Source organism: Flavobacterium pasteuri, assembly GCF_048286615.1.
In the GTDB taxonomy this organism is placed as follows: domain Bacteria; phylum Bacteroidota; class Bacteroidia; order Flavobacteriales; family Flavobacteriaceae; genus Flavobacterium.
The window spans coordinates 119769-145731 of the sequence record NZ_JBLVPN010000009.1; the positions used below are offsets into that span (position 1 = coordinate 119769).

General features: G+C 32.0%; 27 protein-coding genes. 12 read left to right on the forward strand and 15 right to left on the reverse strand.

From position 1 onward, the window contains the following. The 9 genes from ACNQF6_RS13725 (at nt 1) to ACNQF6_RS13765 (ending at nt 9584) form a co-directional block, all read left to right on the forward strand. Entirely contained in the window at nt 1–318 is a 318-nt protein-coding gene (locus tag ACNQF6_RS13725; protein WP_026709525.1) for a DNA-directed RNA polymerase subunit omega, read from the forward strand. An 8-nt stretch (nt 319–326) separates the two neighbouring features. Then, the gene (gene coaBC / locus ACNQF6_RS13730) at nt 327–1538 is read left to right on the forward strand and encodes a bifunctional phosphopantothenoylcysteine decarboxylase/phosphopantothenate--cysteine ligase CoaBC (protein WP_417966478.1); all 1212 of its coding nucleotides are present in this window, start codon (nt 327–329) and stop codon (nt 1536–1538) included. 75 nt (nt 1539–1613) lie between these two features. Beyond that, entirely contained in the window at nt 1614–2498 is an 885-nt protein-coding gene (porD, locus tag ACNQF6_RS13735) for a type IX secretion system protein PorD (protein ID WP_417966479.1), read from the forward strand. Nucleotides 2499–2552: 54 nt separating this feature from the next. Beyond that, nucleotides 2553–4205: a DNA repair protein RecN gene (gene recN, locus ACNQF6_RS13740; protein ID WP_417966480.1), complete on the forward strand. Its 1653-nt coding sequence runs from the start codon at nt 2553–2555 to the stop codon at nt 4203–4205. Between the two features lie 96 nt (nt 4206–4301). Further along, entirely contained in the window at nt 4302–5492 is a 1191-nt protein-coding gene (gene fabV, locus ACNQF6_RS13745) for an enoyl-ACP reductase FabV (protein ID WP_417966481.1), read from the forward strand. A gap of 128 nt (nt 5493–5620) precedes the next feature. Next, nucleotides 5621–6622 carry a glycosyltransferase family 2 protein gene (locus ACNQF6_RS13750; protein WP_417966482.1) on the forward strand — a complete coding sequence of 334 codons (1002 nt, stop codon included), beginning with the start codon at nt 5621–5623 and terminating at the stop codon, nt 6620–6622. A gap of 2 nt (nt 6623–6624) precedes the next feature. After that, complete coding sequence (gene coaE / locus ACNQF6_RS13755) at nt 6625–7221, forward strand: dephospho-CoA kinase (RefSeq protein ID WP_417966483.1); 597 nt, start codon at nt 6625–6627, stop codon at nt 7219–7221. 59 nt (nt 7222–7280) lie between these two features. After that, nucleotides 7281–8864, forward strand: a complete 1584-nt coding sequence (locus ACNQF6_RS13760; RefSeq protein WP_417966484.1) for a sensor histidine kinase — start codon at nt 7281–7283, stop codon at nt 8862–8864. Nucleotides 8865–8867: 3 nt separating this feature from the next. Beyond that, nucleotides 8868–9584 (forward strand): response regulator transcription factor, encoded by a 717-nt coding sequence (locus ACNQF6_RS13765; protein WP_099715105.1) that lies wholly within the window; start codon nt 8868–8870, stop codon nt 9582–9584. Nucleotides 9585–9636: 52 nt separating this feature from the next. On the opposite strand, the gene ACNQF6_RS13770 is transcribed toward ACNQF6_RS13765, so the two are convergent. The 9 genes from ACNQF6_RS13770 to ACNQF6_RS13810 all read right to left on the reverse strand — a co-directional run bounded on the left by ACNQF6_RS13770 (nt 9637) and on the right by ACNQF6_RS13810 (nt 18181). Beyond that, complete coding sequence (locus ACNQF6_RS13770) at nt 9637–10377, reverse strand: acyl-[acyl-carrier-protein] thioesterase (protein ID WP_417966485.1); 741 nt, start codon at nt 10375–10377, stop codon at nt 9637–9639. 45 nt (nt 10378–10422) lie between these two features. Next, the gene (gene miaA / locus ACNQF6_RS13775; protein WP_417966486.1) at nt 10423–11340 is read right to left on the reverse strand and encodes a tRNA (adenosine(37)-N6)-dimethylallyltransferase MiaA; all 918 of its coding nucleotides are present in this window, start codon (nt 11338–11340) and stop codon (nt 10423–10425) included. A gap of 158 nt (nt 11341–11498) precedes the next feature. Further along, nucleotides 11499–12326 (reverse strand): ion transporter, encoded by an 828-nt coding sequence (locus ACNQF6_RS13780; protein ID WP_417966487.1) that lies wholly within the window; start codon nt 12324–12326, stop codon nt 11499–11501. A gap of 27 nt (nt 12327–12353) precedes the next feature. Then, nucleotides 12354–13715, reverse strand: coding sequence for an exonuclease domain-containing protein (locus tag ACNQF6_RS13785; RefSeq protein WP_417966488.1), 1362 nt, complete (start codon nt 13713–13715; stop codon nt 12354–12356). Between the two features lie 176 nt (nt 13716–13891). After that, nucleotides 13892–14260 (reverse strand): four helix bundle protein, encoded by a 369-nt coding sequence (locus ACNQF6_RS13790; RefSeq protein ID WP_417966489.1) that lies wholly within the window; start codon nt 14258–14260, stop codon nt 13892–13894. A gap of 31 nt (nt 14261–14291) precedes the next feature. Beyond that, a complete protein-coding gene (locus ACNQF6_RS13795; protein WP_417966490.1) occupies nt 14292–14951 on the reverse strand; it encodes a YggS family pyridoxal phosphate-dependent enzyme in 660 nt (219 codons plus the stop codon). Nucleotides 14952–14984: 33 nt separating this feature from the next. Continuing rightward, nucleotides 14985–16205: a DUF1015 domain-containing protein gene (locus tag ACNQF6_RS13800; protein ID WP_417966491.1), complete on the reverse strand. Its 1221-nt coding sequence runs from the start codon at nt 16203–16205 to the stop codon at nt 14985–14987. 79 nt (nt 16206–16284) lie between these two features. Continuing rightward, the gene (locus ACNQF6_RS13805; RefSeq protein WP_417966492.1) at nt 16285–17172 is read right to left on the reverse strand and encodes a 3-hydroxyacyl-CoA dehydrogenase family protein; all 888 of its coding nucleotides are present in this window, start codon (nt 17170–17172) and stop codon (nt 16285–16287) included. A 43-nt stretch (nt 17173–17215) separates the two neighbouring features. Then, the gene (locus ACNQF6_RS13810; protein ID WP_282717068.1) at nt 17216–18181 is read right to left on the reverse strand and encodes a Gfo/Idh/MocA family protein; all 966 of its coding nucleotides are present in this window, start codon (nt 18179–18181) and stop codon (nt 17216–17218) included. A 144-nt stretch (nt 18182–18325) separates the two neighbouring features. On the opposite strand from ACNQF6_RS13810, the gene ACNQF6_RS13815 reads away from it, so the two are divergent. Then, nucleotides 18326–18967, forward strand: a complete 642-nt coding sequence (locus ACNQF6_RS13815; protein ID WP_417966493.1) for a protein-L-isoaspartate(D-aspartate) O-methyltransferase — start codon at nt 18326–18328, stop codon at nt 18965–18967. Between the two features lie 48 nt (nt 18968–19015). Here ACNQF6_RS13815 and ACNQF6_RS13820 read toward each other — a convergent pair whose 3' ends face one another. From ACNQF6_RS13820 to ACNQF6_RS13830, 3 genes are all read right to left on the reverse strand, one after another. Next, nucleotides 19016–20065: a Fic family protein gene (locus tag ACNQF6_RS13820; protein ID WP_417966494.1), complete on the reverse strand. Its 1050-nt coding sequence runs from the start codon at nt 20063–20065 to the stop codon at nt 19016–19018. An 82-nt stretch (nt 20066–20147) separates the two neighbouring features. Next, complete coding sequence (smpB, locus tag ACNQF6_RS13825) at nt 20148–20600, reverse strand: SsrA-binding protein SmpB (protein WP_417966496.1); 453 nt, start codon at nt 20598–20600, stop codon at nt 20148–20150. Between the two features lie 38 nt (nt 20601–20638). Further along, nucleotides 20639–21124, reverse strand: coding sequence for a phosphoglycerate mutase family protein (locus ACNQF6_RS13830; protein ID WP_417966497.1), 486 nt, complete (start codon nt 21122–21124; stop codon nt 20639–20641). Between the two features lie 48 nt (nt 21125–21172). Between ACNQF6_RS13830 and ACNQF6_RS13835 the strand changes: the two genes are divergently transcribed. Beyond that, nucleotides 21173–21403: a VF530 family protein gene (locus ACNQF6_RS13835; RefSeq protein ID WP_417966498.1), complete on the forward strand. Its 231-nt coding sequence runs from the start codon at nt 21173–21175 to the stop codon at nt 21401–21403. A 2-nt stretch (nt 21404–21405) separates the two neighbouring features. On the opposite strand, the gene ACNQF6_RS13840 is transcribed toward ACNQF6_RS13835, so the two are convergent. The 3 genes from ACNQF6_RS13840 to ACNQF6_RS13850 all read right to left on the reverse strand — a co-directional run bounded on the left by ACNQF6_RS13840 (nt 21406) and on the right by ACNQF6_RS13850 (nt 23521). Beyond that, entirely contained in the window at nt 21406–21957 is a 552-nt protein-coding gene (locus ACNQF6_RS13840) for a DUF3575 domain-containing protein (RefSeq protein WP_417966499.1), read from the reverse strand. A 148-nt stretch (nt 21958–22105) separates the two neighbouring features. Next, complete coding sequence (locus tag ACNQF6_RS13845) at nt 22106–22654, reverse strand: GNAT family N-acetyltransferase (protein WP_417966500.1); 549 nt, start codon at nt 22652–22654, stop codon at nt 22106–22108. A gap of 15 nt (nt 22655–22669) precedes the next feature. Continuing rightward, complete coding sequence (locus ACNQF6_RS13850) at nt 22670–23521, reverse strand: aldose 1-epimerase family protein (protein ID WP_417966501.1); 852 nt, start codon at nt 23519–23521, stop codon at nt 22670–22672. Between the two features lie 172 nt (nt 23522–23693). On the opposite strand from ACNQF6_RS13850, the gene ACNQF6_RS13855 reads away from it, so the two are divergent. Further along, nucleotides 23694–25961 (forward strand): M1 family metallopeptidase, encoded by a 2268-nt coding sequence (locus ACNQF6_RS13855; RefSeq protein WP_417966503.1) that lies wholly within the window; start codon nt 23694–23696, stop codon nt 25959–25961. Nucleotides 25962–25963: the final 2 nt, after the last annotated feature.

Here is a 25963-nt window from a genome sequence, read left to right on the forward strand (position 1 = left end):
ATGGATTTAAAGAAGACGAATGCTCCAGTAAATACAATAACATACAACAAAACTGTTATTGAAGAACCTACTGGTAATGTGTATGAAGCGATAACCATTATGGCTAAAAGAGCAAACCAAATCAATTCTGAAATTAAAAAAGAATTGACTGAGAAATTGGAAGAATTTGCTACATATAATGACAGTCTTGAAGAAGTTTTTGAAAACAAAGAACAAATTGAGGTTTCAAAATTTTACGAAAAACTACCTAAGCCACACGCTTTAGCAGTTCAAGAATGGCTAGACGGAAAAATCTACCACAGAGATTCAAATAAATAATAGTTACTATGTCAGTTTTAAGCGGTAAGAAAATTCTACTTGGAGTTTCTGGTGGAATTGCAGCCTATAAAACAGCCACATTAGTACGACTTTTCATAAAAGCAGGTGCACATGTCCAAGTGATAATGACACCTGCCTCTAAGGATTTTGTAACTCCTCTTACCTTATCTACGTTATCCAAAAATCCTGTACATTCCAGTTTTTATAATCTAGACGATGAGAATGAAAAATGGAATAATCATGTTGAATTAGCGCTTTGGGCTGATTTGATGGTTATTGCTCCAGCAACTGCAAATACTTTGTCTAAAATGACAAATGGTACTTGTGATAATCTGCTGATTGCGGCTTATTTATCTGCAAAATGTCCGGTTTATTTTGCTCCTGCAATGGATTTAGACATGTACAAACATCCTTCTACTATTGCTAATTTTTCTTCTCTGACTCAGTTTGGCAATGTCATAATTCCTGCTGAAAGCGGTGAATTGGCAAGCGGATTATCCGGTGAAGGAAGAATGGCGGAACCTGAAAACATTATCGCTTTTCTGGAAGCAGATTTAAACAGTAAATTGCCTCTTAAAGGAAAAAAAATATTAATTACTGCCGGTCCCACATACGAAGCAATAGATCCTGTGCGTTTTATAGGAAATCATTCTTCGGGGAAAATGGGTTTTGATATAGCGATTAGCGCTGCAAATCTAGGTGCTTCGGTGATTTTGGTTTCGGGACCTACAAATTGTAAAGTTTCAAATCCATTGATAAATGTGATTAATGTTGTGTCTGCAGAAGAAATGTATGTGGCTTGTCATCAGTTTTATGCTGATGTGGATGTAGCGATTGCAGCTGCGGCCGTTGCAGATTATAAACCCAAGAATGTTGCGCATCAAAAAATAAAAAAAGCGGCTGATGATTTTACAATAGAACTCGAAAAAACGAAGGATATTTTAGCTTCTTTGGGGGAACAAAAGAAAAATCAGTTTTTGATAGGTTTTGCTTTAGAAACAGAAAATGAAATTGAAAATGCAATCTTGAAAATTCAGAAAAAAAACTTAGATTTGATTGTTTTAAATTCGCTTCAAGATCAAGGTGCTGGTTTTGGGAAAGCAACCAATAAAGTTACCTTTATTGATAAAAATTTCAATATTGAGCCAATGGAATTAAAATCAAAAGAAGCTGTTGCTGATGATATTCTAGAAAAGGTGAAAGTACATTTTATCAAATAGGGTGTCGGATTAATACAAACGCAATTTTGGTGTTTGAACTATTGTTAACCGTTAAGAAATAATATAAATCAACAGATGAATAAAATAATTATTTTTTTTCTGCTTTTTTCTTTTGGGCTTACGCAAGCGCAACAATTAAACTGTACGGTAACGGTTGATTCACAAAAATTGAGTGTTACAAATCAGCAAGTTTTTAAAACCTTGCAAACTTCCATAAGTGAGTTTATAAATAAAACGGATTGGACGGGACAAACGGTTAAGCAAAATGAGAAAATTAATTGTTCGATGTATATTACTGTTTCTTCGAACAACTCAGATCAATTTACGGCAACCATTCAAGTGCAATCTTCAAGACCTATTTTTAATTCCTCATATTCATCTCCGGTATTAAATTACAATGATAAAGACTTTAATTTTAGGTATATAGAGTTTGAAAATCTAATTTTTAGTCCTACTACATTCGATTCTAATTTAGTTTCAGTTTTGGCTTTTTACAGTTATATGATTTTAGGAATGGATGCAGATACTTTTGTTTCTGAGTCGGGAAATTCTTATTTTGAAATAGCTCAAAACATCTCGAATGTCGCTCAGCAAGGCGGTTCTAAAGGATGGAGTCAAGCTGATGGGAACCAAAATCGCTACTTTTTGATAAATGATATTTTATCCCCGGCATTCAAACAAATACGTCAAACCATGCTCGATTATCATGTAGGTTTGGATGTAATGAATCAGGATTTAAAAGCGTCCAAAGAAAAAGTAAAAGGATCACTAATCGATTTGGCTAAACTAAATACTTCCAGACCAAACGCATTTTTAACACGTGTTTTTTTCGATGCTAAATCTGATGAAATAGTTTCTATATTTTCTGGTGGACCCAGTATTACAATCTCAGATTTAGTCGATAATCTGAATAAAATTTCTCCTTTGAATTCAAGTAAATGGATGCTGATGAAATATTAATTGATTTCCAATTTTTAGACTATTCCAGCTTCACATCACAAAACAATACAGTAAATGATAACGTCACTTTCGATAAAAAACTATGCCTTAATAGAAAAATTGTCTATCGATTTTTCAAAAGGTTTCTCAACAATCACAGGAGAAACGGGTGCAGGAAAATCAATAATTTTAGGAGCATTAGGACTGGTTTTAGGGAAAAGAGCCGACTTGACTTCTTTAAAAAACAAAGAAGAAAAGTGTATCATTGAGGCTCATTTTGAAATTTCTAAGTATAATTTGCTTTCTTTTTTTGAAGCAAATGATTTGGACTATGAAAATGATACCATAATTAGACGTGAAATTCTGCCTTCGGGAAAATCTAGAGCTTTTATCAATGATAGTCCTGTAAATCTTCAGGAATTACAGGAATTAAGCTTGTTCTTGATTGATATTCATTCACAGCAGCAAACCCAAGAACTTTCAGATGAAAATGTACAGTTCGAAATTATTGATGCAATTGCAAATAATAAAGAAACAATTTTGGAATATCAGTCGCTTTTAAAAAGCTATAAATCAGATAAATCCAAGTTGAATTCGCTACTGAAAAGACAAAGCGAATCTAAGAAAGAGCAGGAATACAATACTTTTTTACTGGATGAATTAGTTGCTACTCAATTAAAATCTGGCGAGCAAGAAACTCTTGAGGCTGATTTTGAAAAATTAAATAATGTTGAGATTATAAAAGAATCTATTGATAAATCTTTGGCTATTGCCAATGAAGAACAAATAGGTGTGATGCATAATTTGAATGAAATCAAGGTTTCATTACAAAAAATCGCCTCTTTTTCGAATGAATATCATTCTTTATTAGAAAGAATTACAAGTGTAACAATTGAGTTTGATGATATTTCTAATGAAATGAATCGTTGCTCTGAAAAACTTATTAATGATCCCGAACAATTGGATTTAATTAGTCAAAAGCTTCAGGTGATTTTTAATTTACAAAAGAAACATCAGGTTTCCTCTGTAGATGAATTATTAGAAATTCAGGCTAATCTGGAAAATTCAGTTTTAAAATTAGGCAATATGGAAGAAGAAATTGCGGCGCTGATTGTTTCTATTGAACAAAAAACAATTGAATTAGATGCTTTTTCGACCACAATTCATAACAATAGATTGGATTCGATTCCGGTTTTATCTCAAAAATTGATTACTATTTTAGAAACTCTTGGAATGCCAAATGTTCGTTTTAATATTGATATTGAGACTACTGAAACATATTTCCAAAATGGAAAAGATGAGCTTCAGTTTTTATTCTCGGCTAATAAAGGAACTGATTTCGGTTTATTGAAAAAAGTGGCTTCTGGTGGAGAAATGTCAAGGATTATGCTTGCTGTTAAAGCGATATTAGCACAATATTCCAAATTGCCAACTTTGATTTTTGATGAAATCGATACCGGTGTTTCTGGAGAGATTGCTATTAGAATGGGAGAAATCATGAAGGAAATGAGTCAGGAAATGCAAATTTTTGCCATTACCCATTTACCACAAATCGCTGCCAAAGGAAATGCACATTTCAAAGTATTTAAATCAACTGTTGGTGAAGATACTCTCTCTGAATTGAAGTTATTAAATGGAGAAGAAAGAGTCGTAGAAATTGCTCAAATGTTATCTGGAACTGTAGTTTCTGATTCGGCCTTAAATCACGCTAAAGCCTTGCTGAACTAATTTTTTACTTTATATTTGTTTCCTTATAAAAGCAAGATTTTTGCATCAGCGATAAAACTATTACACGAATAAATAAAAAAACGAACAACCACGAGTATGATTATAGAACCTAGAATGAGAGGATTTATTTGTACGACATCTCACCCAAAAGGATGCGAACAAAATGTTAAAAATCAAATAGAATATATTAAATCAAAAGGACCTATAAACGGGGCTAAAAAAGTTTTGGTAATTGGAGCTTCAACGGGATTTGGTTTGGCTTCAAGAATTACAAGTGCTTTTGGATCTGCAGCAGGAACTATTGGTGTATTTTTTGAAAAACCTCCAACAGAAGGTAAAACAGCTTCTCCAGGTTGGTATAATTCTGCAGCTTTTGAAACTGAAGCTCATAAAGTGGGTTTATATGCAAAAAGTATCAATGGAGATGCGTTTTCAAATGAAGTAAAGCAACAAACATTAGATCTTATAAAAGCTGATTTAGGGCAAGTGGACTTAGTAATCTATAGTTTAGCTTCTCCTGTTCGTATGCATCCGGTTACAGGCGTTTTGCATCGTTCTGTTTTGAAACCTATCGGAAGTACTTTTACCAATAAAACGGTTGATTTTCATTCTGGTAAAGTTTCAGAGATTTCAATTGAGCCTTGTAGTGGTGAGGATATTGAAAATACAGTTGCTGTAATGGGCGGTGAAGATTGGGCTATGTGGATTGATGCTTTAAAAGCTCAAAATCTACTGGCTCCAGGGGCTACAACTGTTGCTTATTCGTATATTGGACCATCATTGACCGAAGCGGTTTATAGAAAAGGAACAATAGGTCGTGCGAAAGATCATCTTGAAGCGACTGCATTTGCCATTACTGACAGTTTAGCTGACATTGATGGAAAAGCATTTGTTTCGGTAAATAAAGCATTGGTTACACAAGCAAGTTCGGCCATTCCGGTTATTCCATTGTATATTTCTTTGTTGTATAAAATAATGAAAGAAGAAGGAATTCACGAAGGTTGTATCGAACAAATTCAACGTTTGTATCAAGAAAGATTATATACTGGAAATGAAGTTCCGGTTGATGAAAAAGGAAGAATCCGTATTGACGATTTAGAAATGCGTCCTGATATTCAAGAAAAAGTAGCTAAATTGTGGATTGAAGCTGTAACTGAAAATTTATCTGAAATAGGTGATTTAGAAGGGTACAGAAAAGATTTTTACAATCTTTTTGGCTTTGACGTTGTAGGAGTAGATTATAAAACAGATGCTAACGAACTGGTAAAGATCGAAAGTATTGCTTAATCCCAATTACTAAATTAATTATTTATAAAACCATCAATTAATAGTTGATGGTTTTTTTATGGATAAAGATTATCTTTGTTAAAATTTTTTGAGCCTAAAAAACATCTTTAATACCACATTCACAATTTATGTTATTTTCCCTAATTATACCAGTTTACAATCGTCCGGATGAAGTTGATGAACTTTTAGAGAGTTTATCTCATTCAACGTATAACGAAATTTTTGAAATTGTTATTATTGAAGATGGTTCCTCCATAGCTTGTAAAGATGTAGCTCAGAAATATGGGGACAGACTTGATATATCTTACTATTACAAGGAAAATTCAGGACCTGGGGATTCCCGAAATTACGGTATGAAAAAAGCCAGAGGAGATTATTTTATCATTTTTGATTCGGATTGTATTATTCCAAAGGAGTATTTATTAGAAGTTGATAAAGCTTTAAAACAGAATTATGTAGATTGTTTTGGAGGACCTGATAAAGCTTTGGATAGTTTTTCAGATATTCAGAAAGCAATTAATTTTGCAATGACCTCCTTTTTAACCACTGGTGGAATTAGAGGTGGTTCAGAAAAAATAGATAAATTTCAGCCTAGAAGTTTTAATATGGGATTGTCCAGAAAAGCTTTTGAAGCATCGAAAGGTTTTGGAAATATTCATCCTGGTGAAGATCCGGATTTATCAATTCGTTTGTGGAATTTAGGTTTTGAGACTAAACTTTTTCCTAATGCATTCGTATATCACAAAAGAAGAATTGATTGGGATAAGTTTTCAATTCAGGTAAATAAATTTGGGAAAGCACGACCAATTTTGAATAGTTGGTATCCAAAATACAATAAACTAACTTTTTTCTTTCCTTCGGTATTCATAGTTGGGTTTTTCACTTCATTTTTATTGATGCTATTTTTTAATTTTGATTTGCTTCTTCAATTGTATTTTGTTTACTTTTTGGTACTGTTTTTGGTGTCTTCTTATCAAAATAAAAGCTTGAAAATTGGGTGTTTATCATTGATAGCCGTTTGGAAACAATTTTATGGTTACGGAACCGGTTTTATAAAATCCTTTTATAAAATTATCATTTTGAAACAAAATCCTCAAGAAGCTTTCCCTGAATTATTTTTTAAAGTTTAATTATGACAAAAATAATTGGTTTAACTGGCGGTATTGGAAGTGGGAAAACCACCATTGCAAATTATTTTAAATCATTTGGCATTCCATTGTACATTGCTGATGATGAAGCCAGAAAAATCATGCAATCTGCAGAAATTACTGAAGCTATTAAAAATGTATTTGGTGATACAGTTTTTGAAAATGAGAAGTTAAACAGAGAAGAATTAGCCAAAATTGTTTTTAATAACCCTGAAAAATTAGAAAAACTTAATAAAATTGTTCATCCTGCAGTAAAAAAACATTTTGAACTATGGCTTTTGCAACATACTGAAGCTCCTTATGTTATTTATGAAGCTGCTATTTTATTTGAAAGTGGTAGTTATAAAAATTGCGATTTGATTATAACTGTCACAGCACCAGTAGAATCAAGGATTCAGAGAGTTATTGAACGTGATAAAACGACACGAGAACTTGTTTTAAAAAGAATAAATGCACAATGGACTGATGAACAACGCATCTCAAAAAGCGATTTCATCATAGAAAATACTTCTATAGAAACTACAAAATTAGAAGTTGTTAAAATTCTTAAAATTTTAAAGATTAAACAAAATGTGCTATAGGTGTTAATGTTTGGTTAATCTATTATTTAATATATTGTTAAAATACTAAATTTGTTTCGATGAATAAACTTTTTTTTAGATTACTTGTTTTATTGATGAGTCTGTCCTTAATAGGGATAATTCTTGTTCAAGTGTATTGGTTTAATACTTCATTCAAAAACAATGATGAGCAGTTTAAATTTCATGTTAAACAAGTTATTGGTAATGTTGCAGATAAGATACAGAAGCAAGAAACATACAGTTTTTATGATAAAATAAATCATTATAAAGACAGTACAGGAAAAGTACCTGAAAAGGATGATATATTAGAGTTTTATTATGTTCAAAAAAATCCAAGAACAAATAAAACGATTATATATTCAAACAGTATAATTTCTGAAGATTATAATATTTCACCAACGTTCTTTGATAAAAAATTTGATAGTGAAAAATTTAAGAGTTTTAGTTCCAAACGGGTAACTGAAGTTTATAACAATAATTCGATGGATAAATCAGGAGTGAGTCAAAGTTTGATACCTGATGTAAGAATTGAAAAATCAGGCAATCTGGATATTTTAGACAATGCTCTTTTTGAAATTTCCTCTAAGGATGTTTTGTCTGCAATGCCACTTGAAGAACGTGTTTCCAGTGATGTTTTACAAAAACTGATTAAAAAAGAATTAGGAGAATATGGTATTGAAACAAGATTTGAATTTGGTATTTACAGCAATAATTTAGCTACCAAAATTAAATCAAATGATTTTAAATATGATAAAGATGCTACCTATTCAATTCCTATTTTTACTGATAATGAAGGGAATAGTAAATATCAATTGTTAGTAACATTTCCTCTAAAGAAGAAATTTTTATTGTCAGAACTCGTTAGTATAACAGTTCTTTCTATTGTTTTTACACTGATTATTTTAATTGCTTACACGAGTGCATTGAATCAATTAATTCGTCAACGTCAAATTTCTGAAATCAAAAACGATTTCATTAATAATATGACGCACGAGTTTAAAACTCCAATTGCAACTATAAATTTAGCTTTGGATGCGATTAGAAATCCAAAAATAATAGATGATAAAGAGAAGGTTTTGCGATACCTTCAAATGATTAAAGATGAGAATAAACGCATGCATGCGCAGGTAGAAAATGTACTTCGAATTTCTAAATTAGAAAAGAAAGAATTAGATATTACTAAAGAATCAAATAATATTCATGAGATTATTGAAGATGCAATAGATCATGTGAATTTGATTTTAGAAGATAGACAAGGAACAATTACCTGTCATTTTAAAGCTATTAGAACCACAGTTTTAATCAATGATGTTCATTTTACCAATGTCATTGTAAATATTTTAGAAAACGCAATAAAATACTCACCTAATGTTCCAGAAATTGAAATTTTCACTGAAAATATCAAAGATATGGTCATTATCAAAGTTAAAGATAGTGGTCTTGGAATGAGTAAAATAGCTCAAAAAAGAATTTTTGAAAAATTCTACAGAGAGCATACTGGAGACATTCATAATGTTAAAGGTCACGGGTTAGGATTAGCTTACGTAAAAAGAATTGTTGACGACCATAACGGTCAAGTATATGTAGAAAGTGAAAAGGGAAAAGGGAGTACCTTCATAATAAAATTACCATTAATAAATTAGAATATGGAAAATGTAAATAAAAAAATACTTCTAGTCGAAGATGACCTTAATTTTGGTGCAGTTTTGAAAGATTATTTAATGCTAAATGATTTTGATGTTACTTTGGCCAAAAATGGAATGGAAGGATTCGAAAAATTCAAAAAGGATACTTATGATTTATGTATTCTGGATGTAATGATGCCTTACAAAGATGGTTATACTTTGGCTAAAGAAATCAGAGAAAAAAATAATGAAGTGCCAATTATATTTTTAACAGCAAAATCTATGAAAGAAGATGTGTTGAAAGGATATAAAGCAGGCGCTGACGATTACTTGAATAAACCTTTTGATTCTGAAGTATTGTTGATGAAAATCAAAGCAATAATCCAAAGAAAATCATCTGATACTAAAGCAGAGCAAGTACAATTTGAATTTAATATTGGTAAATTTCATTTGAATTCAAAACTTCGTTTTTTAACTTTTAATAATGATGAACCAATAAAACTATCTCCAAAAGAGAATGAATTATTGAAAATGTTGATTCTTCACGAAAATGATTTAATGCCAAGAGAATTAGCATTGACAAAAATCTGGAGAGATGATAACTATTTTACTTCAAGAAGTATGGATGTATACATCGCTAAATTGAGAAAGTATTTAAAACTTGATGAAGATGTGGAAATTTTAAATATCCATGGAGAAGGATTCAGATTAGTTGTTAAGAATAAAGTAGCAGAATAAATGGATATAAGCCTCAAGAAATTGAGGCTTTTTTTATGGATTAAAAAGATGTTTATTTCCAGTTCAATTGTAAAGCAAAACTTGTTTTGTCGTCTTTTGTAATACTAAAAACAGTTTCTTTTTCGGAGATACTTTCGTGAATAATCACTTTATCCTTTAGTGATAGCTCCTTTAAAAAATTCATCTCAAAACTTTTAATTTTTTGATTTAGAATTAATTTCTCATCAATAAGATCCATACACCATTCTAGATATTTGACATTATTAACATGATTTACAATGTCTAAATCGGATAAAAACACACTTTTTTCAAAAACTATTTCTTTCTCATGATTGAAATTTATTTTAGAAAAACCTTCAAGAGTAGCTCTTTTTTCGGGATATAATTCAAAATGTTGAAACGGTAAAGCCAATCCTTCCGGTCGACGCTTTTTAGTATTAAAAACTGCCCAAAATGTCTCTGAACCCACAATTTTTTCTCCATTTACGTGCATTTCGAGCGCCCGAACGGAACGGGAGTTTTCTAGGGAATTGATCCATGTTTTTACAGTTACCGTATCACCCCATTTAGGTAATTTAGAGATTTCAACACGCATTCTGCTTAAAACCCATGCTTGGTCAAATTCCTGCATGTCCGTAAAACTGATTCCGCCAATCTCTGAATGTGCAGCAGCCGTTAATTGTAAAATATTACATAAATCAGTGTATTTTAAAAAACCGTTTGGTGCGCATTGTGTAAAATTGATTTCCCAGTCTTTGTTTAATACTGAAGTGAAATTTGGAGAGATAGGCATATAAATAATTATGAATTTGTATTTTTAAATATAAGATTTATTGAATTATTTTTTTGAATTGATGTACTCCACAATAGTTTCATATGGAGTTTCAAAATCAAACCATTTGGTGTTTTCATTTCTTTTGAACCAGGTCAATTGGCGTTTAGAAAATCGTCTGGTATTTTTCTTTATTTCATCGATGGCAAATTCTAGTGAAATTTCTCTGTCAAAATAACTGAATAACTCTCTGTAACCCACAGTTTGAAGTGCATTCAATTCTTTATTTGGGAATAACGTTTTTGCTTCAGCAAGAAGTCCTTCATTCATCATTATATCAACGCGTAGATTGATTCGGTTGTAAATGATTTTTCTGTCAGCTTCCAGACCGATTAAGATAGGAGTGAAGTTTCGGCTGTTTTTTTTCTGGTTTAAAAAAGAAGAGTACGGTTTTTCAGCACCTATACAAACTTCGACGAAACGCATCATTCGTTGCGGGTTTTGCAAAGTTTGTGGATTTTCGGTAGTCAAGCTTTTATAATAATCTGGATCTAAAACTTCGAGTTTTTGCTGTAAATATCCAATTCCCAGTTTTTCATAGTTCGTATTTATTTCAATACGAACTGAAGCATCTATTTCGGGAAATTCATCAAAACCTTTTAGAATTGCATCAACATACAATCCGGAACCGCCAACGAGAATCACGTAATCATTGCTTAAAAATAATTCATCAAGTTTTGCAATCGCTTCTTTCTCGAAATCACCAACGGTATAATTCTCGAATATGGATTTGTTTTGGATAAAATGATGGGTAGCTGCTGCTAACTCGGCTTTGTTTGGTACAGCAGTTCCAATGGTCATTTCCTTGAAAAACTGCCGGCTATCGCAGGAAACAATATCACATTTGAAATAATTAGCTAAAACAATGCTTAGGGAAGTTTTCCCGATAGCTGTAGGTCCGACGATAGTGATTAAGTATTTCATATTTTTTTAGCCCAGATGGAAACGGAAACCCCGGAGTTATGGAAGTTAGTTTTTCTTGGTATAAAAGAGCGACTGGAGGAAGCTCCTTTTATGCCTTAGAAAAACAACTGGAATAACGAGGAGTTGTAGTGTACAGCTGGAATTGCTTCAAATTAATATTATTTTAAATCTTTACCACAATGATAGCAGTATTTTGCATTATGTTCATGTCCTTCAGTACCACAATTAGCACAGGGATCAATTTTATTTTCTGTTAGTTTTTTACGGTTACTGTTTGCAAATTCAGCTGAAACAATTCCTGTAGGAACAGCAATAATTCCGTAACCCATTATCATAACTACCGAGGCGATGGCTTGTCCTAGCGGAGTTATAGGAGAAATATCTCCATAGCCAACTGTTGTAAGTGTTACGATTGTCCAATAAATACTGATGGGAATGCTGGTAAAACCACCTTCTTCTCCTTCAACGACGTACATTACTGAGCCAATGATTACACTGCTGATTAACATGAAGTAAATGAAAATAAGTATTTTTCCTCTGCTGGCAATCAACGCTTCTTTTAGATGCGTGGATTGGCTGGAGAATTGTGGGTGTTTCAAAATTTTGAATAATCTCAACAATCGTAAAGCTCTAACAACTGTTAAAACACTGGTTCCAACAAAAAATAGGGAGAAATACATGGGTAATGTCGCTATCAAATCAATTATACCATAGAAACTGAAAATGTATTTTAAGGGTTTTTTTATAGAAATTATTCTAAGAATGTATTCTAAAGTAAAGAAAATTGTAATAATCCATTCCAATACAATGAGATCATAATGGTACTTTGTATCAAAACCTTTGACCGTTTCGAGCATAACTATAACGACACTAACTAGAATGACGCCTAAAAGAATAAGATCAAATAATCGTCCGGAAGCTGTGTTGGTTCCGTAAATTACGACATTAGTTCTGTGTCTAAAAGCGTCAAATTTTGACTTTTGCATAATTATTTTGTAATTATTAGCATACGATTAGAATTTAACAATCTTCAATGTTTTACTTTTTCGAACATGACTTTGAATAATATTACGAGTATCCCTATTATTTTGCATGGGGATGATAATATTTTTAAGAATTTCGATATTGTTGATTTGATAGTTTAAGTCATAGAAAGCATAGCCCTTATAAATTCCGTTTTCAATCAAAACGGCGCTTCGCTCATTGATGGTTCTACCTCGGTCAACCAATACCATATTTTGATTTTCGAAACTATTTTTATCTATAAATCCTTTAACTCTTGCGTTATATTCTTCAGGTGAAATCTCACCAACACAAGCTCCATCACATTCTTTTATATTGTATTGAAAACAGTTTGTTTTAGAAACATATAAACCGGTAAGTTTTTGGCACAAGTTATAATGGGAAGTGATTCTGAACAACGCATTTTTGCCTTCTTGCAGGGAAGTAAAGGAGGTGATTTCTTTTTTTCGACCATCAGCTTTTTGAAGTTTTAGGTTGAGATACCCATTTTTATCTTTTTCAGCATACAAAGCCAGTTGAAAAATGCTTTTTCGTTGCGCTCTGTTATAAATGGGTTTGTTGATTTTTATTTCTTCACTTTCTTTCAATAATGCAATCAATTCACTTCCAGTTTCATCATACGTAACTGTGAAAACTTCGGCTTGTATTTTTTTGCATTTTGTGGAAGTCCCAGTAAAATGCTGGTTGATACGTTTTTTTATGTTTCGGCTTTTGCCAATGTAAACCAAATTCCCTTTTTCATTGTGGATATAATAAACACCAGTTTTTGCAGGTAAGCTAGCCACAATATCCAGTAATTTTGGGGCAATTCCTTTTTCGATTTCCAGCTTTATAAAATCTTTTACAATTTCTTTCTCTAAATCTTTTTCTAAAAGAATTTTGAATAATTTGACAGTTGCCAAAGCATCACCACTGGCTCGGTGTCTATCAGCCATTGGGATTCCAAGGGCACGAACGAGTTTCCCTAAACTATGGGAAGGTTGCTCTGGTAATAATTTTTTTGATAATTCGACCGTACAAAGTGTTCTGGCTTCAAAATCATATCCTAATCGGCGGAATTCAGTTCTTAATATCCTGTAATCAAATGAGGCATTATGAGCTACGATAACACAGTCATTTGTCATTTCGATGATGCGTTTTGCAACTTCAAAAAACTTTGGAGCAGAACTTAACATGGCATTATTAATTCCAGTAAGTTTTACTACAAAGGGTTGTATTGGAATTTCTGGATTTACTAAACTGATGAATTGATCTACAACTTCATGTCCATCAAATTTATAGATGGCGATTTCAGTTATTCCTTCTTCGTTGAATTGTCCTCCAGTGGTTTCTATGTCTAGTATTGCGTACATTTTCAATGTCAATTTCAAAAATCAATAGCAATGTCAATTTCAAAAATCAATTTCAATAACAAAGTCAATATTAAAAGCAAATATCAATTTTAAAAAACTAAAAAATTGAATATTGTAATTGCTATTGTAATTGCTATTGAAAAAATATTGTAATTGCCATTGTAATTGTAATTGAATTATTTTTTATTGTTTATCATTTTTGAAGCGATAGCTATTAGTTCTTCAACTTCTGTCAAAAGCCACTTTCTTTCTTCTAAATCTCCTGTTTTTATATAATCCAGAACTTTTAATGAATTTCTGGACTCTTTAAGCTCCTTGACGGAAAGAGAAACCTTAAATATAAAATCTTTATTTGTTATCGTTCCTTGAGCCTCTCCATAATTTAGTGAAGAACTTCCGGATGATCGTATCAGTTGGTTTTTGTAATAATCAATTTCATAAGATTTTTCTAATTTTCTAACAAAGAAAATGCATTCACCTGCAAATCTAACTAAACGGTCTTCAAAATTGTAGATTTTGTCAAAATTAGGTTCGTTTGCTTGCATTTTTATTGAAATTGAATTTTGTTAATACAAATTATCTTCCTCCAAAGATACTACTTCCAATCCGAACCATAGTGCTTCCGCATTCAATTGCAAGTTGATAATCTCCTGACATTCCCATTGAGATAGTTTCTAGCTGGCAGTTTTCAGTTTTCAGTTCTTTTGTCGTGTCGAAAATTGTTTTCAAATGCAAAAATTCTTTCTTGATTTGATCTTTATTGTCTGTGAAAGTAGCCATTCCCATTAATCCAACGATTCTAATGTTTTTTATTTCATGAAATTCACTCGAGGATAGGAGTGAAGCAAGTTCTTCCTCGTCAAGACCAAATTTAGTTTCCTCTTCCGCAATATAAATTTGTAGTAAGCAATCTATAATTCTATTGTTTTTGAGTGCTTGTTTGTTTATTTCCTGTAGTAATTTCAAACTATCAACACCATGAATCAAGCTCACAAAAGGTGCCATAAATTTAACTTTATTTGTTTGAACGTGACCTATCATGTGCCATTGAATGTCTTTGGGCATTTGTTCCCATTTCTCCGCCATTTCCTGGATTTTGTTTTCTCCAAAAATGCGTTGACCAGCTTCATAAGCTTCCATTAAATCTGAAACAGGTTTAGTTTTAGAAACCGCAACTAGGGTTACATGTTCCGGTAATGTAGCTTTTATATGGAGTAAATTATTTTTTATTGACATTTTAATGTTTTGATTTTAAATCGTTATGGATACCTAAAGTTCATAAACGACTAATCCGCTTCTAAACTTTGGTTCAATATACGTACTTTTTGGAGGCATTATCAAATTGGCATCAGCCAAAGCTTTTATTTCTCCAATATTTGATGGAAATAGAATAAAACCAATTTCAAATTCTCCTTGATCAATTTTGTTTTTTACTTCCAATACGGATTGTTTTCCTGAAAGGTATTCTATTCGCTCATCATTGCGTAAATCCTTAATGGCAAGAATAGGCAGTAGTACTTTTTTGTATAAAATTTGTGTGTCAAGACTATCCAAAGCAGTTTTGAAAACTTCATTTTCTTTTCGTAAAATTAAGCTATAAAAGGCATTGTCAAGATACATTCCGAACTGATGCTTTTGAGAAGGCTGAAAAGGTTGTTGGAATTTGTTTTCAAGAATAAAATCCTTTTCTAATTCTTTGATGAAATCTTCTTTTGATAAACCGTTTAAATCTTTTACTAAACGATTGAATTCATATATTTTGACGTTATTTTCAGAAATTAAATAGCTCAGAATATGATTTTTTGCAGTGTTTTCTGGATCATCATTTTCCTCAGATAATAATCTTAGTGCTTCGGTACGATGATGACCGTCAGCGATATAAAGATTGTTTGTTTTTTCAAATATATTTTGAAGCCAATTGATTTCTAATCCATCTTCAATTTTCCATAGATAATGAATCTCTTTTTTTGTGGTTGAAAATTCAAAATCAGCTAATTTTTGGGTACAATTAAAAATCCAGTTTTCTATGGTTTTATTATCTGGATATGTCATTAAAACAGGTTCCGTATTGAACTCTGAATATTTCATGTAGTCTTTGAGTAATCGGACTCTAAAAGCAATAATATCTTCGTGTTTTTTGATAATATCATTACAATAATCTGCCACACTTGTTCCCGCAATAATCCCTGTGAATGAATGTGTTTTGGTAACAATTTTATGAATATAAATTGCGGCTTTTTTATCTTTTACAAGAATTATTTCATTCTTGAAATCCTCATATTTTTGATGTACCTGTCGGTATCTTTTTTCGAAAGACACAGTTTCCTGATTGGTGTAAGCAGGTTTTAGAATGTGTAAAAATGACAACGGATTGAAATCCAATTGTGCTGCTAATTCAGCATTTACATATTCTTCATAAGAACGACAAGTGACGAGACAAACCTTATCACGAGTAGGACGAACTGCTTTGAAAGGAACTATTTTAGCCATAATTATGTCAAAAGTTAAAAGCCAAAAGTCGAGAGTTTAAAGTAAGTGACTTTAGACTCTCGACTTTTGAATATTATAACTATATAAATTGTTTAGAAATCTTCTCTGCTTTTTTGCTTTCAGAATAATCATAGAAACCTTCACCGGATTTAACCCCCATTTTTCCTGCACGAACCATATTTACCAATAACGGGCAAGGAGCATATTTTGGATTTTTGAAACCGTCGTACATTACATTTAAAATGGCTAAACATACATCAAGACCAATAAAATCTGCTAATTGCAAAGGTCCCATTGGGTGACCCATTCCAAGTTTCATAACAGTGTCAATTTCATAAACGCCCGCCACTTTATTGTATAAGGTTTCGATAGCTTCGTTAATCATTGGCATCAAAATTCTATTAGCAACAAAACCAGGATAATCGTTTACTTCAACAGGAGTTTTTCCTAATTTCTCAGAAAGAGTCATGATGATTTTTGTTACTTCGTCAGAAGTATTATAACCGCGGATGATCTCCACCAACTTCATAATTGGCACCGGATTCATAAAATGCATACCGATAACACGTTCTGGATGTGCCACAACAGCTCCAATTTGAGTAATCGAAATGGAAGAAGTGTTGGTAGCCAATATCGTATTGTGTGAACAAGCATCGTTTAATTGCTTGAAGATATTTAGTTTTAATTCAACATTTTCAGTTGCGGCTTCAACTACTAAATCAACTCCTACAACACCATCTTTAATATCTGTATAAGTGATAATATTGGTGATCGTTTTAGCTTTGTCTTCTTGTGTGATGCTCCCTTTTGCAATCATTCGGTCTAAATTAGCGGCGATTGTTGCCATTCCTTTATCTAATGATTTCTCTGAAACATCTATTAATTTTACGGTGAAACCACTTTGTGCAAAAGTATGGGCGATTCCATTTCCCATTGTTCCTGCTCCGATTACGGCTATTGTTTTCATTCTTATTTTGGATTAAAATATTTTGATTTTTAGGATTTAAAGATTACTTTTTAAAGCAATCAATAATTTGATACGCCACTCTAAGTGCTTCAGTTGCTTGTTCCAATGTAACAACAGGTTCTGTATCATTGATTATGGCATCTGCAAAAGATTCCAGTTCGTCAAGAATTGCGTTATTTTGTTCTACATCTGGATTGGAGAAGTAAATTTGTTTTTTTACACCTTCGGCATTTTGTAAAATCATATCAAAGTCACCAGGAACTTCCGGAGCATCTTTCATTTTTACCACTTCACATTTCTTTTCTAAGAAATCTACTGAAATGTAAGCGTCTTTCTGGAAAAAACGAGATTTACGCATATTTTTCATAGAAATTCGGCTCGCCGTTAAATTGGCAACACAACCGTTTTCGAACTCTATTCTTGCATTGGCAATATCCGGTGTATCACTGATAACCGAAACGCCACTGGCATTTATATTTTTTACTTTAGATTTTACAACGCTCAAAATAGCATCAATATCATGAATCATCAAATCCAAGACTACGGGAACATCGGTTCCACGAGGATTAAATTCAGCAAGACGATGGGTTTCTATAAACATGGGATTTTCAATCATGTTTTTGGTAGCGATGAATGCCGGATTGAAACGTTCTACATGCCCAACTTGACCTTTTACATTATATTCTTTTGCCAAAGCGATAATTTCTTCGGCTTCTTCAACCGTATTTGAAATGGGTTTTTCAATAAAAACATGCTTGCCGGATTTGATGGCTACTTTGGCACATTTGTAGTGAGAAAGAGTTGGTGTTACAATATCAATTACATCAACTGCATGAATAAGAGTTGCAATTGTGCTAAAATGTTTATAACCAAATTCTTTAGAAACCTTCTCGGCATTCTCTTGATTTGGGTCATAAAAACCAACTAATTCATATTTATCAGATTGTTGTAATAAACGCAAATGTATTTTTCCTAGATGACCAGCACCTAATACTCCAATTTTCAACATAACGATATAATTTTTACAAAAATAGCAATAAAATGATTAATCTATTATTGATATGAGACAATTATTCAGTTAATTTAAAATTTAAAATCCAACATTTGAATTCAGAAATTCTTTTCTATTTTTACCAAAATAAAATAATAAATTTTGAAAGACACAGCCAAGCATCAAGGACTTCGGAATCAATTAGTAAGCGTTTTAGAGCAAAAAGGGATTACTGATAAAAGTGTTTTGGAGGCGATAAAAAAGATTCCAAGACATTTATTTTTGAATTCCAGTTTTGAAGATTATGCTTATCAAGATAAAGCATTTCCTATTGGAGCTGGTCAAACGATATCGCAACCATACACTGTAGCTTTTCAATCTCAATTATTAGAAGTAAAAAAAGAGCATAAAATTTTAGAAATAGGAACAGGTTCAGGGTATCAAACAGCCGTTTTATGTTTGTTAGGAGCCAAAGTATTTAGTATTGAAAGACAAAAAGAATTGTTTAAACAAACTTCTAATTTATTTCCAAAGCTGAACATTCGTCCCAAACATCTTTCTTTTGGAGATGGTTATAAAGGATTACCAAGTTACGCTCCTTTTGATAGTATCATTGTTACTGCGGGCGCTCCATTTATTCCACAACCTTTGATGGCACAGCTAAAAATAGGAGGAAGGCTTGTTATTCCATTAGGTGAAGAGGTACAAATTATGACTTTGTTAATAAGGAAAAATGAAACTCAATTTGAAAAACACGAGTTTGGCGAATTTCGATTCGTTCCTTTATTAGAAGATAAAAATTAAAATGCCATCCTCAACTCTTCCCAAGGGGAAAGGAGCAGAAGATGAATTTTATTGACCGATAATGTTTAGATATCGCTCAAAGCTTTCTTTTTCTATTTGAGCAATGAATAACAAAAAATCTTCTTTATTATTTTTAGTTTGAGCTGTTTCCAGCGTTTGATAATAGCGCATTCTATTTTCATAATCTCCTTTTATATTTGCTATAATGTAGCCATGTTGCAACAAAACTAAGTTCATTACTAAACGTGAAGTTCTGCCGTTTCCATCAATAAATGGATGAATAGTGACTAGTCGTTCGTGCATTTCTGCTGCTAAAGCTATCGGGTGAAGGGTTGATTTATTAGTTTCGTACCAAATAAAAAAATCTTCCATTTCTTTGGCAACCAGAAAGGGTTGTGGTGGCATGTGACTGCTGCCTTGAATCATCACTTGAACTTTTCTGTAGCGTCCGGCATCTTCAGGTTGAATTCCTCTCAAAATAAGATTATGAATAGACAGTACTTCGCGTTCATTTATGGAACTATTTCTTTGCATTAAATCTTTAATGTAAGCAATTGCCTCCTGATGATTAATCACTTCAAGATGTTCCCGCATGCTTTTTCCGGAAATCGTTAAACCCTCGTTGATAACCAAATCAGTTTCACGCAAGGTCATAGTATTGCCTTCGATACGGTTACTTTCAAACGTATATTCTAGCTCTAAAGCTTGTGCAATGCGATAACTGTCAAACTGACGAAATCCATCTAGTTTAGTCTTCAAATTATCTATTTCATCTAAAATTTTCTGAAGTGTAGTAGATAGTTTTTTCTTGGAAGGTTTGCTTTGATATCTTATTTCTTCTTCTGCAACTAACAATGCTTTTAGTGCAAATTCATCTTCGCCAATTTCATAAAGAATTTTTTCTTTAAGCCAAATAACCATTATTGTTTCTAAATCAATCTCCAACAAAGATGCTAGTTTTATAACTTGTTCTCTGGTAGGTTTTCTGGTTCCACTTTCAAACTTACTGATCAAGGCTTGGTCAATCCCTAAAAGTTGTGCCACTTCTCTAGTTTTGAGTCCTTTTTGTTCTCTTGCATTTTTGAGTAGTGTTTTCATTTTTAAAAATGTTTGTAATTGTCTTGACAAATTTAGTCATTTTTTTAAATTAAAAAGTAACTTATTTCAATTTTCTTTTAATTTAAAATGATTTTTTGATTCTGTCTAGATCGCGTTTGGTATCCTGTTCTTTAAGAGATTCGCGCTTATCATAGGTTTTTTTTCCTTTACAAAGGCCAATCTGAAGTTTAGCCATTCCTTTTTCATTGGTTAACAATTTCAAAGGAACTATTGTCAATCCTTTCGCTTGAACGCTTCTTGCTAAGCTTTTTAGCTCTCTTTTATTTAAAAGTAATTTACGTTCACTTCTAGCCTTGTGATTAAATTGATTACCAAAAGTGTATTCTTCAATGTAAGTATTTATTGCAAAAAGTTCATTATTACTGAATTCACAAAAACTTTCTGTAATATTTGCTTTCCCTAATCGAATAGATTTAATTTCGGTTCCGGCTAAAACAATTCCAGCAGTGAAAGTCTCGATTATTTCATAGTCAAATCGAGCTCTTTTGTTTAATATGTTTATTGTTTTTAGCATAGTGCAAATGTAGCAAAAATTAAAGGTTTAGCAATAACTTATGGCAATTTCAGAAGTTGGTGAGTGATAGTATCACTATTTACTGTTACTATATATAGATTACCAAAAGTAGTATCTTCAATATCTGCATATATCTTTTGATTAATAATTTGATTAACAAAATTAGGTGTGGTGTTACTATGACCTATGATCAAAATATTTTTACCAAGCGTTTCTTTTTTGAAAGATTCAATTGCTAATGTTTTAGGATTATATAGTTTAATTTGAATCTTCTTAGCTGTAGCAGTAGGAGTTGCAGTTTGTATTGTCCTTTTATAATCCGTTGAGTATATTTCATCAAAACTAATTTCAGAGAATGTTTTATTCCAAAGATTAGCTCTTTCAAGACCAATTTCTGATAAATCAGGATTTTGGGAATTATCTACTTTTTCAGCGTGACGTATAAAGTAATATGTGGTTGTACTTTGTTGCCCAAAACTAATTTGTAAAACAAATAAAGCGATTATTATTAGATACGTTTTCATTTTAATAATTTTAAAAATTAGTATTTACGATTTTAATATATTTGCAAAATGGAAAACTCAAAATCTAAAGATCCGCTTCACGGAATTACGCTTCAAAGAATCGTTGAACAATTAGTTGCTTATTATGGTTTTGATACTCTAGGAGAATTGATAAAAATTAAATGTTTTACAGATAATCCAAGCATAAAATCAAGTTTAACTTTTTTAAGAAAAACGGATTGGGCTAGAAAGCAAGTGGAAGATTTATATATAAAATCAGCAACTAAATTACCCAAATAAATCTAGTTTAATTTATAGGAAATCATTAGACCGCCTCTGTAAGGAATCCATTCGCCACTTTTATTATAGTCTTTAGCTCCGTCATAACGTTCTCCTGTACTAACTAAATAGCCTTTATAAAAACCTTGATGCCAACCGCCACCTAAGAAACAATCCAACATAAATTTGTTATTGATTTTTACTTGATATCCAATTGTTGAACCTATGAAATATCCAAAACCTTTTTCATATTTATCACTATTTATGTAGTTCCATTTTTGAAAATTAAAGGCACTAGCACCAATATGCGCACCTGCATAAAAACCATTGTATTTTTCTTTAAAATGGTATCTATACTCAGGTGTAAAAGAGTAAAATTCTCTAGGATTTCCATTTATTGATTGCCAAAAGGAAGCTAAAACATCAAATTGTAAAGTTGATTTTTCTCCAATACTGGTTTCAATACCAATATTTGGAATTGTCAATAAAGTAGTAAAAGCATTTGCTTTTATATATGTTTGACTCTGTGATAAAAAGGAAAAGAATAAAAATGCGGCGATAAATAATTTTTTCATAAACGTTGGTTTTTACTTTTTTTGGATGAAATATTAACTAAAAACAGCCACAAATATAGCTATTAATGTTTGATTTTTTTTTATGTTCAAAGTCAAAATTGTCAGTTTAAACGTATTTTAACACCATGAAGGAATACAGGAATTAACACTATTTGTTTAAAATAGAATAAATTACTGTGTCTAAAAATCGCCCTTCATAAAATTCATTTTCTTTTAAATGAGCCTCTTTAACAAATCCATTTTTTTCTAAAACTTTCGCTGACGCATAATTTTCAGGAGCAATAATTGCTTCTATAGAATGCAAATTCATATTATTGAATCCATATTTTACAGCTTCTCTCACTGCTTCAGAAACAATTCCTTTTCCATGATATTCAGGTAATAGCATATAGCCAATTTCGGCGCGATAATGTTCGGGTTTTATTCTGTAATGACCAATGATTCCAATCAGTTTGGAATTGTCTTTCAACGTAATTGCCCAATTGATCCCTTCATTACTATCAATTTTACTATCAATCATTGCGATATGTTCCAGGGCATCTTCATCCGTTTTTACTAAAGGTCTTGGAATATATTTCATCGTTTCGGGATTAGATCGCAATGCGAAAATCTCCTTTGTATCATTAAAATCTACTCTTCTTAAAAGCAAACGTTCAGTTTCTAAATTGGGAAATGGACTGAAATTTATAGTTAACATATTTTATTTTTTTAATTAAAGGACTTCGATACTGAATTTTGAATAAAAAGTTTCATTTGATTCTAAAATTTGAATGCCTTCTTTCTCCAATAGATTTCCAGAATTTTCATTAGTATCCGAATAACCAAACCAAGGCTCAATACAAAGAAAAGGCGCATTCATTTTGGTCCAAATTCCTAAACTTGGAAAATCTTTAAAATGTATTCTCAAAATTGGATTTTCATTTTCTAAAATCGTCAATGTATCAGATTGTAATATTTTGAAAATTAAAGCGTCGTTTTCGAATAAGTCATACGTTAGCGGAATATGTTTATTATGAACTTCTAATTGCTTCGTATTATTTGAAATTAAATCATTCTCCAAAAGATAATATTCCAGCGGTTCTTCTTTTTCAAAAGCAATAGCATAATTTTCGAATTGATTTGGTAAAGCAAAAGCGGGATGCGCTCCAATAGCAAATGGCATCGTACATTTTCCTTTGTTAATTACTTTATATGCAATAGATAAATTGTTTTTGTCTAATGTGTAAATCAGCTGTAATTCAAATTCAAAAGGATATACTTTTAATGTTTCTTCAGAAGATTGTATGGAGAAAGTAGCACTATTATCTGTTACATCAGTTAATTCAAACTCCATGTCTCTGGCAAATCCATGTCGAGACAAATGATATTCGATTTCATTATGATGAAAGGAATTATCTTTTAAAGTCCCAACAATTGGAAATAAAATAGGAGAGTGTTTGCCCCAAAATTCTGGATTTCCTTCCCATATGTATTCTTTATTCTGATTAGTTTTTAAGGAAATTAATTCAGCGCCAAAATGTTTGATTTCAGCGGTTAGTATTGCGTTTTTTATTGTAGTTGTCAAAATTGGTCTTCGTTAATTTAAAAAATTGATTTTGTATCGTAAATATATTTCATAATTTTTAATTCTAATTAGGTTTAAGCTTGATTTTATTTATTTAAAATGGAATCAATTCTTTCTTAATAGTTTAAAATTCTCTTTTTTTTCATTAATTTGTGATATAAATCATAAGAAAATGAAAAACAGTCGCTTCAGAGTCATGCTACATTTGGCTTTATTATTAGGAGTTACGTCCGTCTCGGCGCAACAAACCCAAACAAATGCATCCGGTATTGCAGTTTCAAAATACGATTATCATGATGCTTTTGCTCCACATTTTTACTCTAAAAATGGAACAAGTACACGTTCAGCAAGTGGGCAACCTGGAGCTGAATATTGGCAAAACAATGCTGATTATAAATTAACGGCAAAATTGGATGAAAAAAACAACGAAATTTCTGGAACAGGAATCATCACCTATACGAATAACAGCCCTGATAAATTGGCTTTTGTATGGATGAACTTAGACCAAAATTTATTTAAAGCGGATTCCCGTGGAAATGCAGTTGTGCCTTTGACAGGAAGTAGAAATGGGGCTCAAGGCCAAGTTTTTGATGGTGGTCATGAAATAAAATCGGTAAAAGTAATTACTACTGTAAAAGGTATTTCTACCGAAAAGGAAGCTAAGTATGTTATTACGGATACTAGAATGCAGGTTTTTCTTCCGCAGGGATTAAATGCAAAAGGTGGTTCTGTTAAAATAAAAATCGACTTTTCTTTTATAGCACCATTTGAAGGATCAGATAGAATGGGAGTTTTAGAAACTAAAAACGGTAAGATTTTCACCATTGCGCAATGGTATCCACGTATGTGTGTGTATGATGATGTACGTGGTTGGAATACAAATCCGTATTTAGGAGCTTCGGAATTTTACTTAGAATATGGTGAATTTGATGTGAGCATTACAGCGCCATCCAATCATATTGTGGTTGCATCAGGCGAATTACTAAATTCTACAGCAGTTTATTCTACTGTAGAGCAAAGTAGATTGGCACAAGCAAAACAAAGTGATAAAACTGTTTTTATCCGCACTGCTGCCGAAGTTGAAAATTCATCAAAAACAGTTACTACAGCTACTAAAACTTGGAATTATAAAATCAAAAATGCCCGAGATTTTTCTTGGTCTTCTTCTGCGGCATTTATTTTAGACGCAGCAAAAATCAATTTGCCAAGCGGAAAGAAATCTTTAGCGATTTCAGTTTATCCTGTAGAAAGTGCAGGTGATGCAGCTTGGGGACGTTCCACAGAATATACAAAAGCCTCTATAGAAAATTATTCTAAAAGATGGTTAGAATATCCGTATCCAGCAGCTACAAATGTTGCCGGAAACGAAGGTGGGATGGAATATCCTGGAATTGTTTTTTGTAGCTGGGAATCTAAAGGTGAGGATTTATGGGGCGTTACAGATCATGAATTTGGACACATTTGGTTCCCTATGATTGTTGGTTCAAACGAAAGAATGTTTGCTTGGATGGATGAAGGTTTTAATACTTTTATTAATTCATTGAGCTCAGTAGATTTTAATAATGGAGAATACAAAGAAAAGCCAGTGGATATGCATCAAAGAGCGGAAGTGTATACAAGTCCGAATCTTGAAACTATAATGAGTTCGCCAGATAATATGAAAGAAAAAAACATAGGTCTTTTGGCGTATTCTAAACCAAGTTCTGGATTAGTGATTTTGCGTGAACAAGTTCTTGGACCGGAACGTTTTGATTTAGCGTTGAAAACTTATATCGAGCGTTGGGCTTACAAACATCCACAACCGGAAGATTTCTTTAGAACAATTGAAAATGTTGCAGGAGAAGATTTGAGTTGGTTTTGGAGAGGTTGGTTTCAATACAATTGGCGTTTAGACCAAGGAATTAATTCGATAAAATACGTTAAAAATGATCCAAAACAAGGAGTTGTAATTTCGATTGAAAACTTAGAAAAAATGGCAATGCCAGTAAGTTTAGACGTAAAAACGAAAAGCGGGCAACTAACACGTGTTAAATTACCAGTTGAAGTTTGGCAAAGAAACAAAGCTTGGTCATTTAAACACAATTCGACTGAAGAAATTGAAAGTATCACAATAGATCCTGATCATGTTTTACCGGATACCAATACAGCAAATAACACTTGGACTGCAGATAAAGGTTTGATTGAAAAAGATGTAATTCTGGATGGCTATTTAGGAACGTATTCAACTAAAATGGCGCCACTTAAAATTACTTTTTCAGAGAAAAATGGTGCGTTAAATGTTTTGATAACAAATTATCCGAGTTTTACAGTAGAACCAACTGGAAAAAACAGTTTTGAATCGAAACAAGCTGGGCTTAAATTTGAATTTAATGACAGCCTAAACGGATTTGATATGATTATACCTGAAGGACAAAAAATACCATTTACCAAAGACAAATAGTA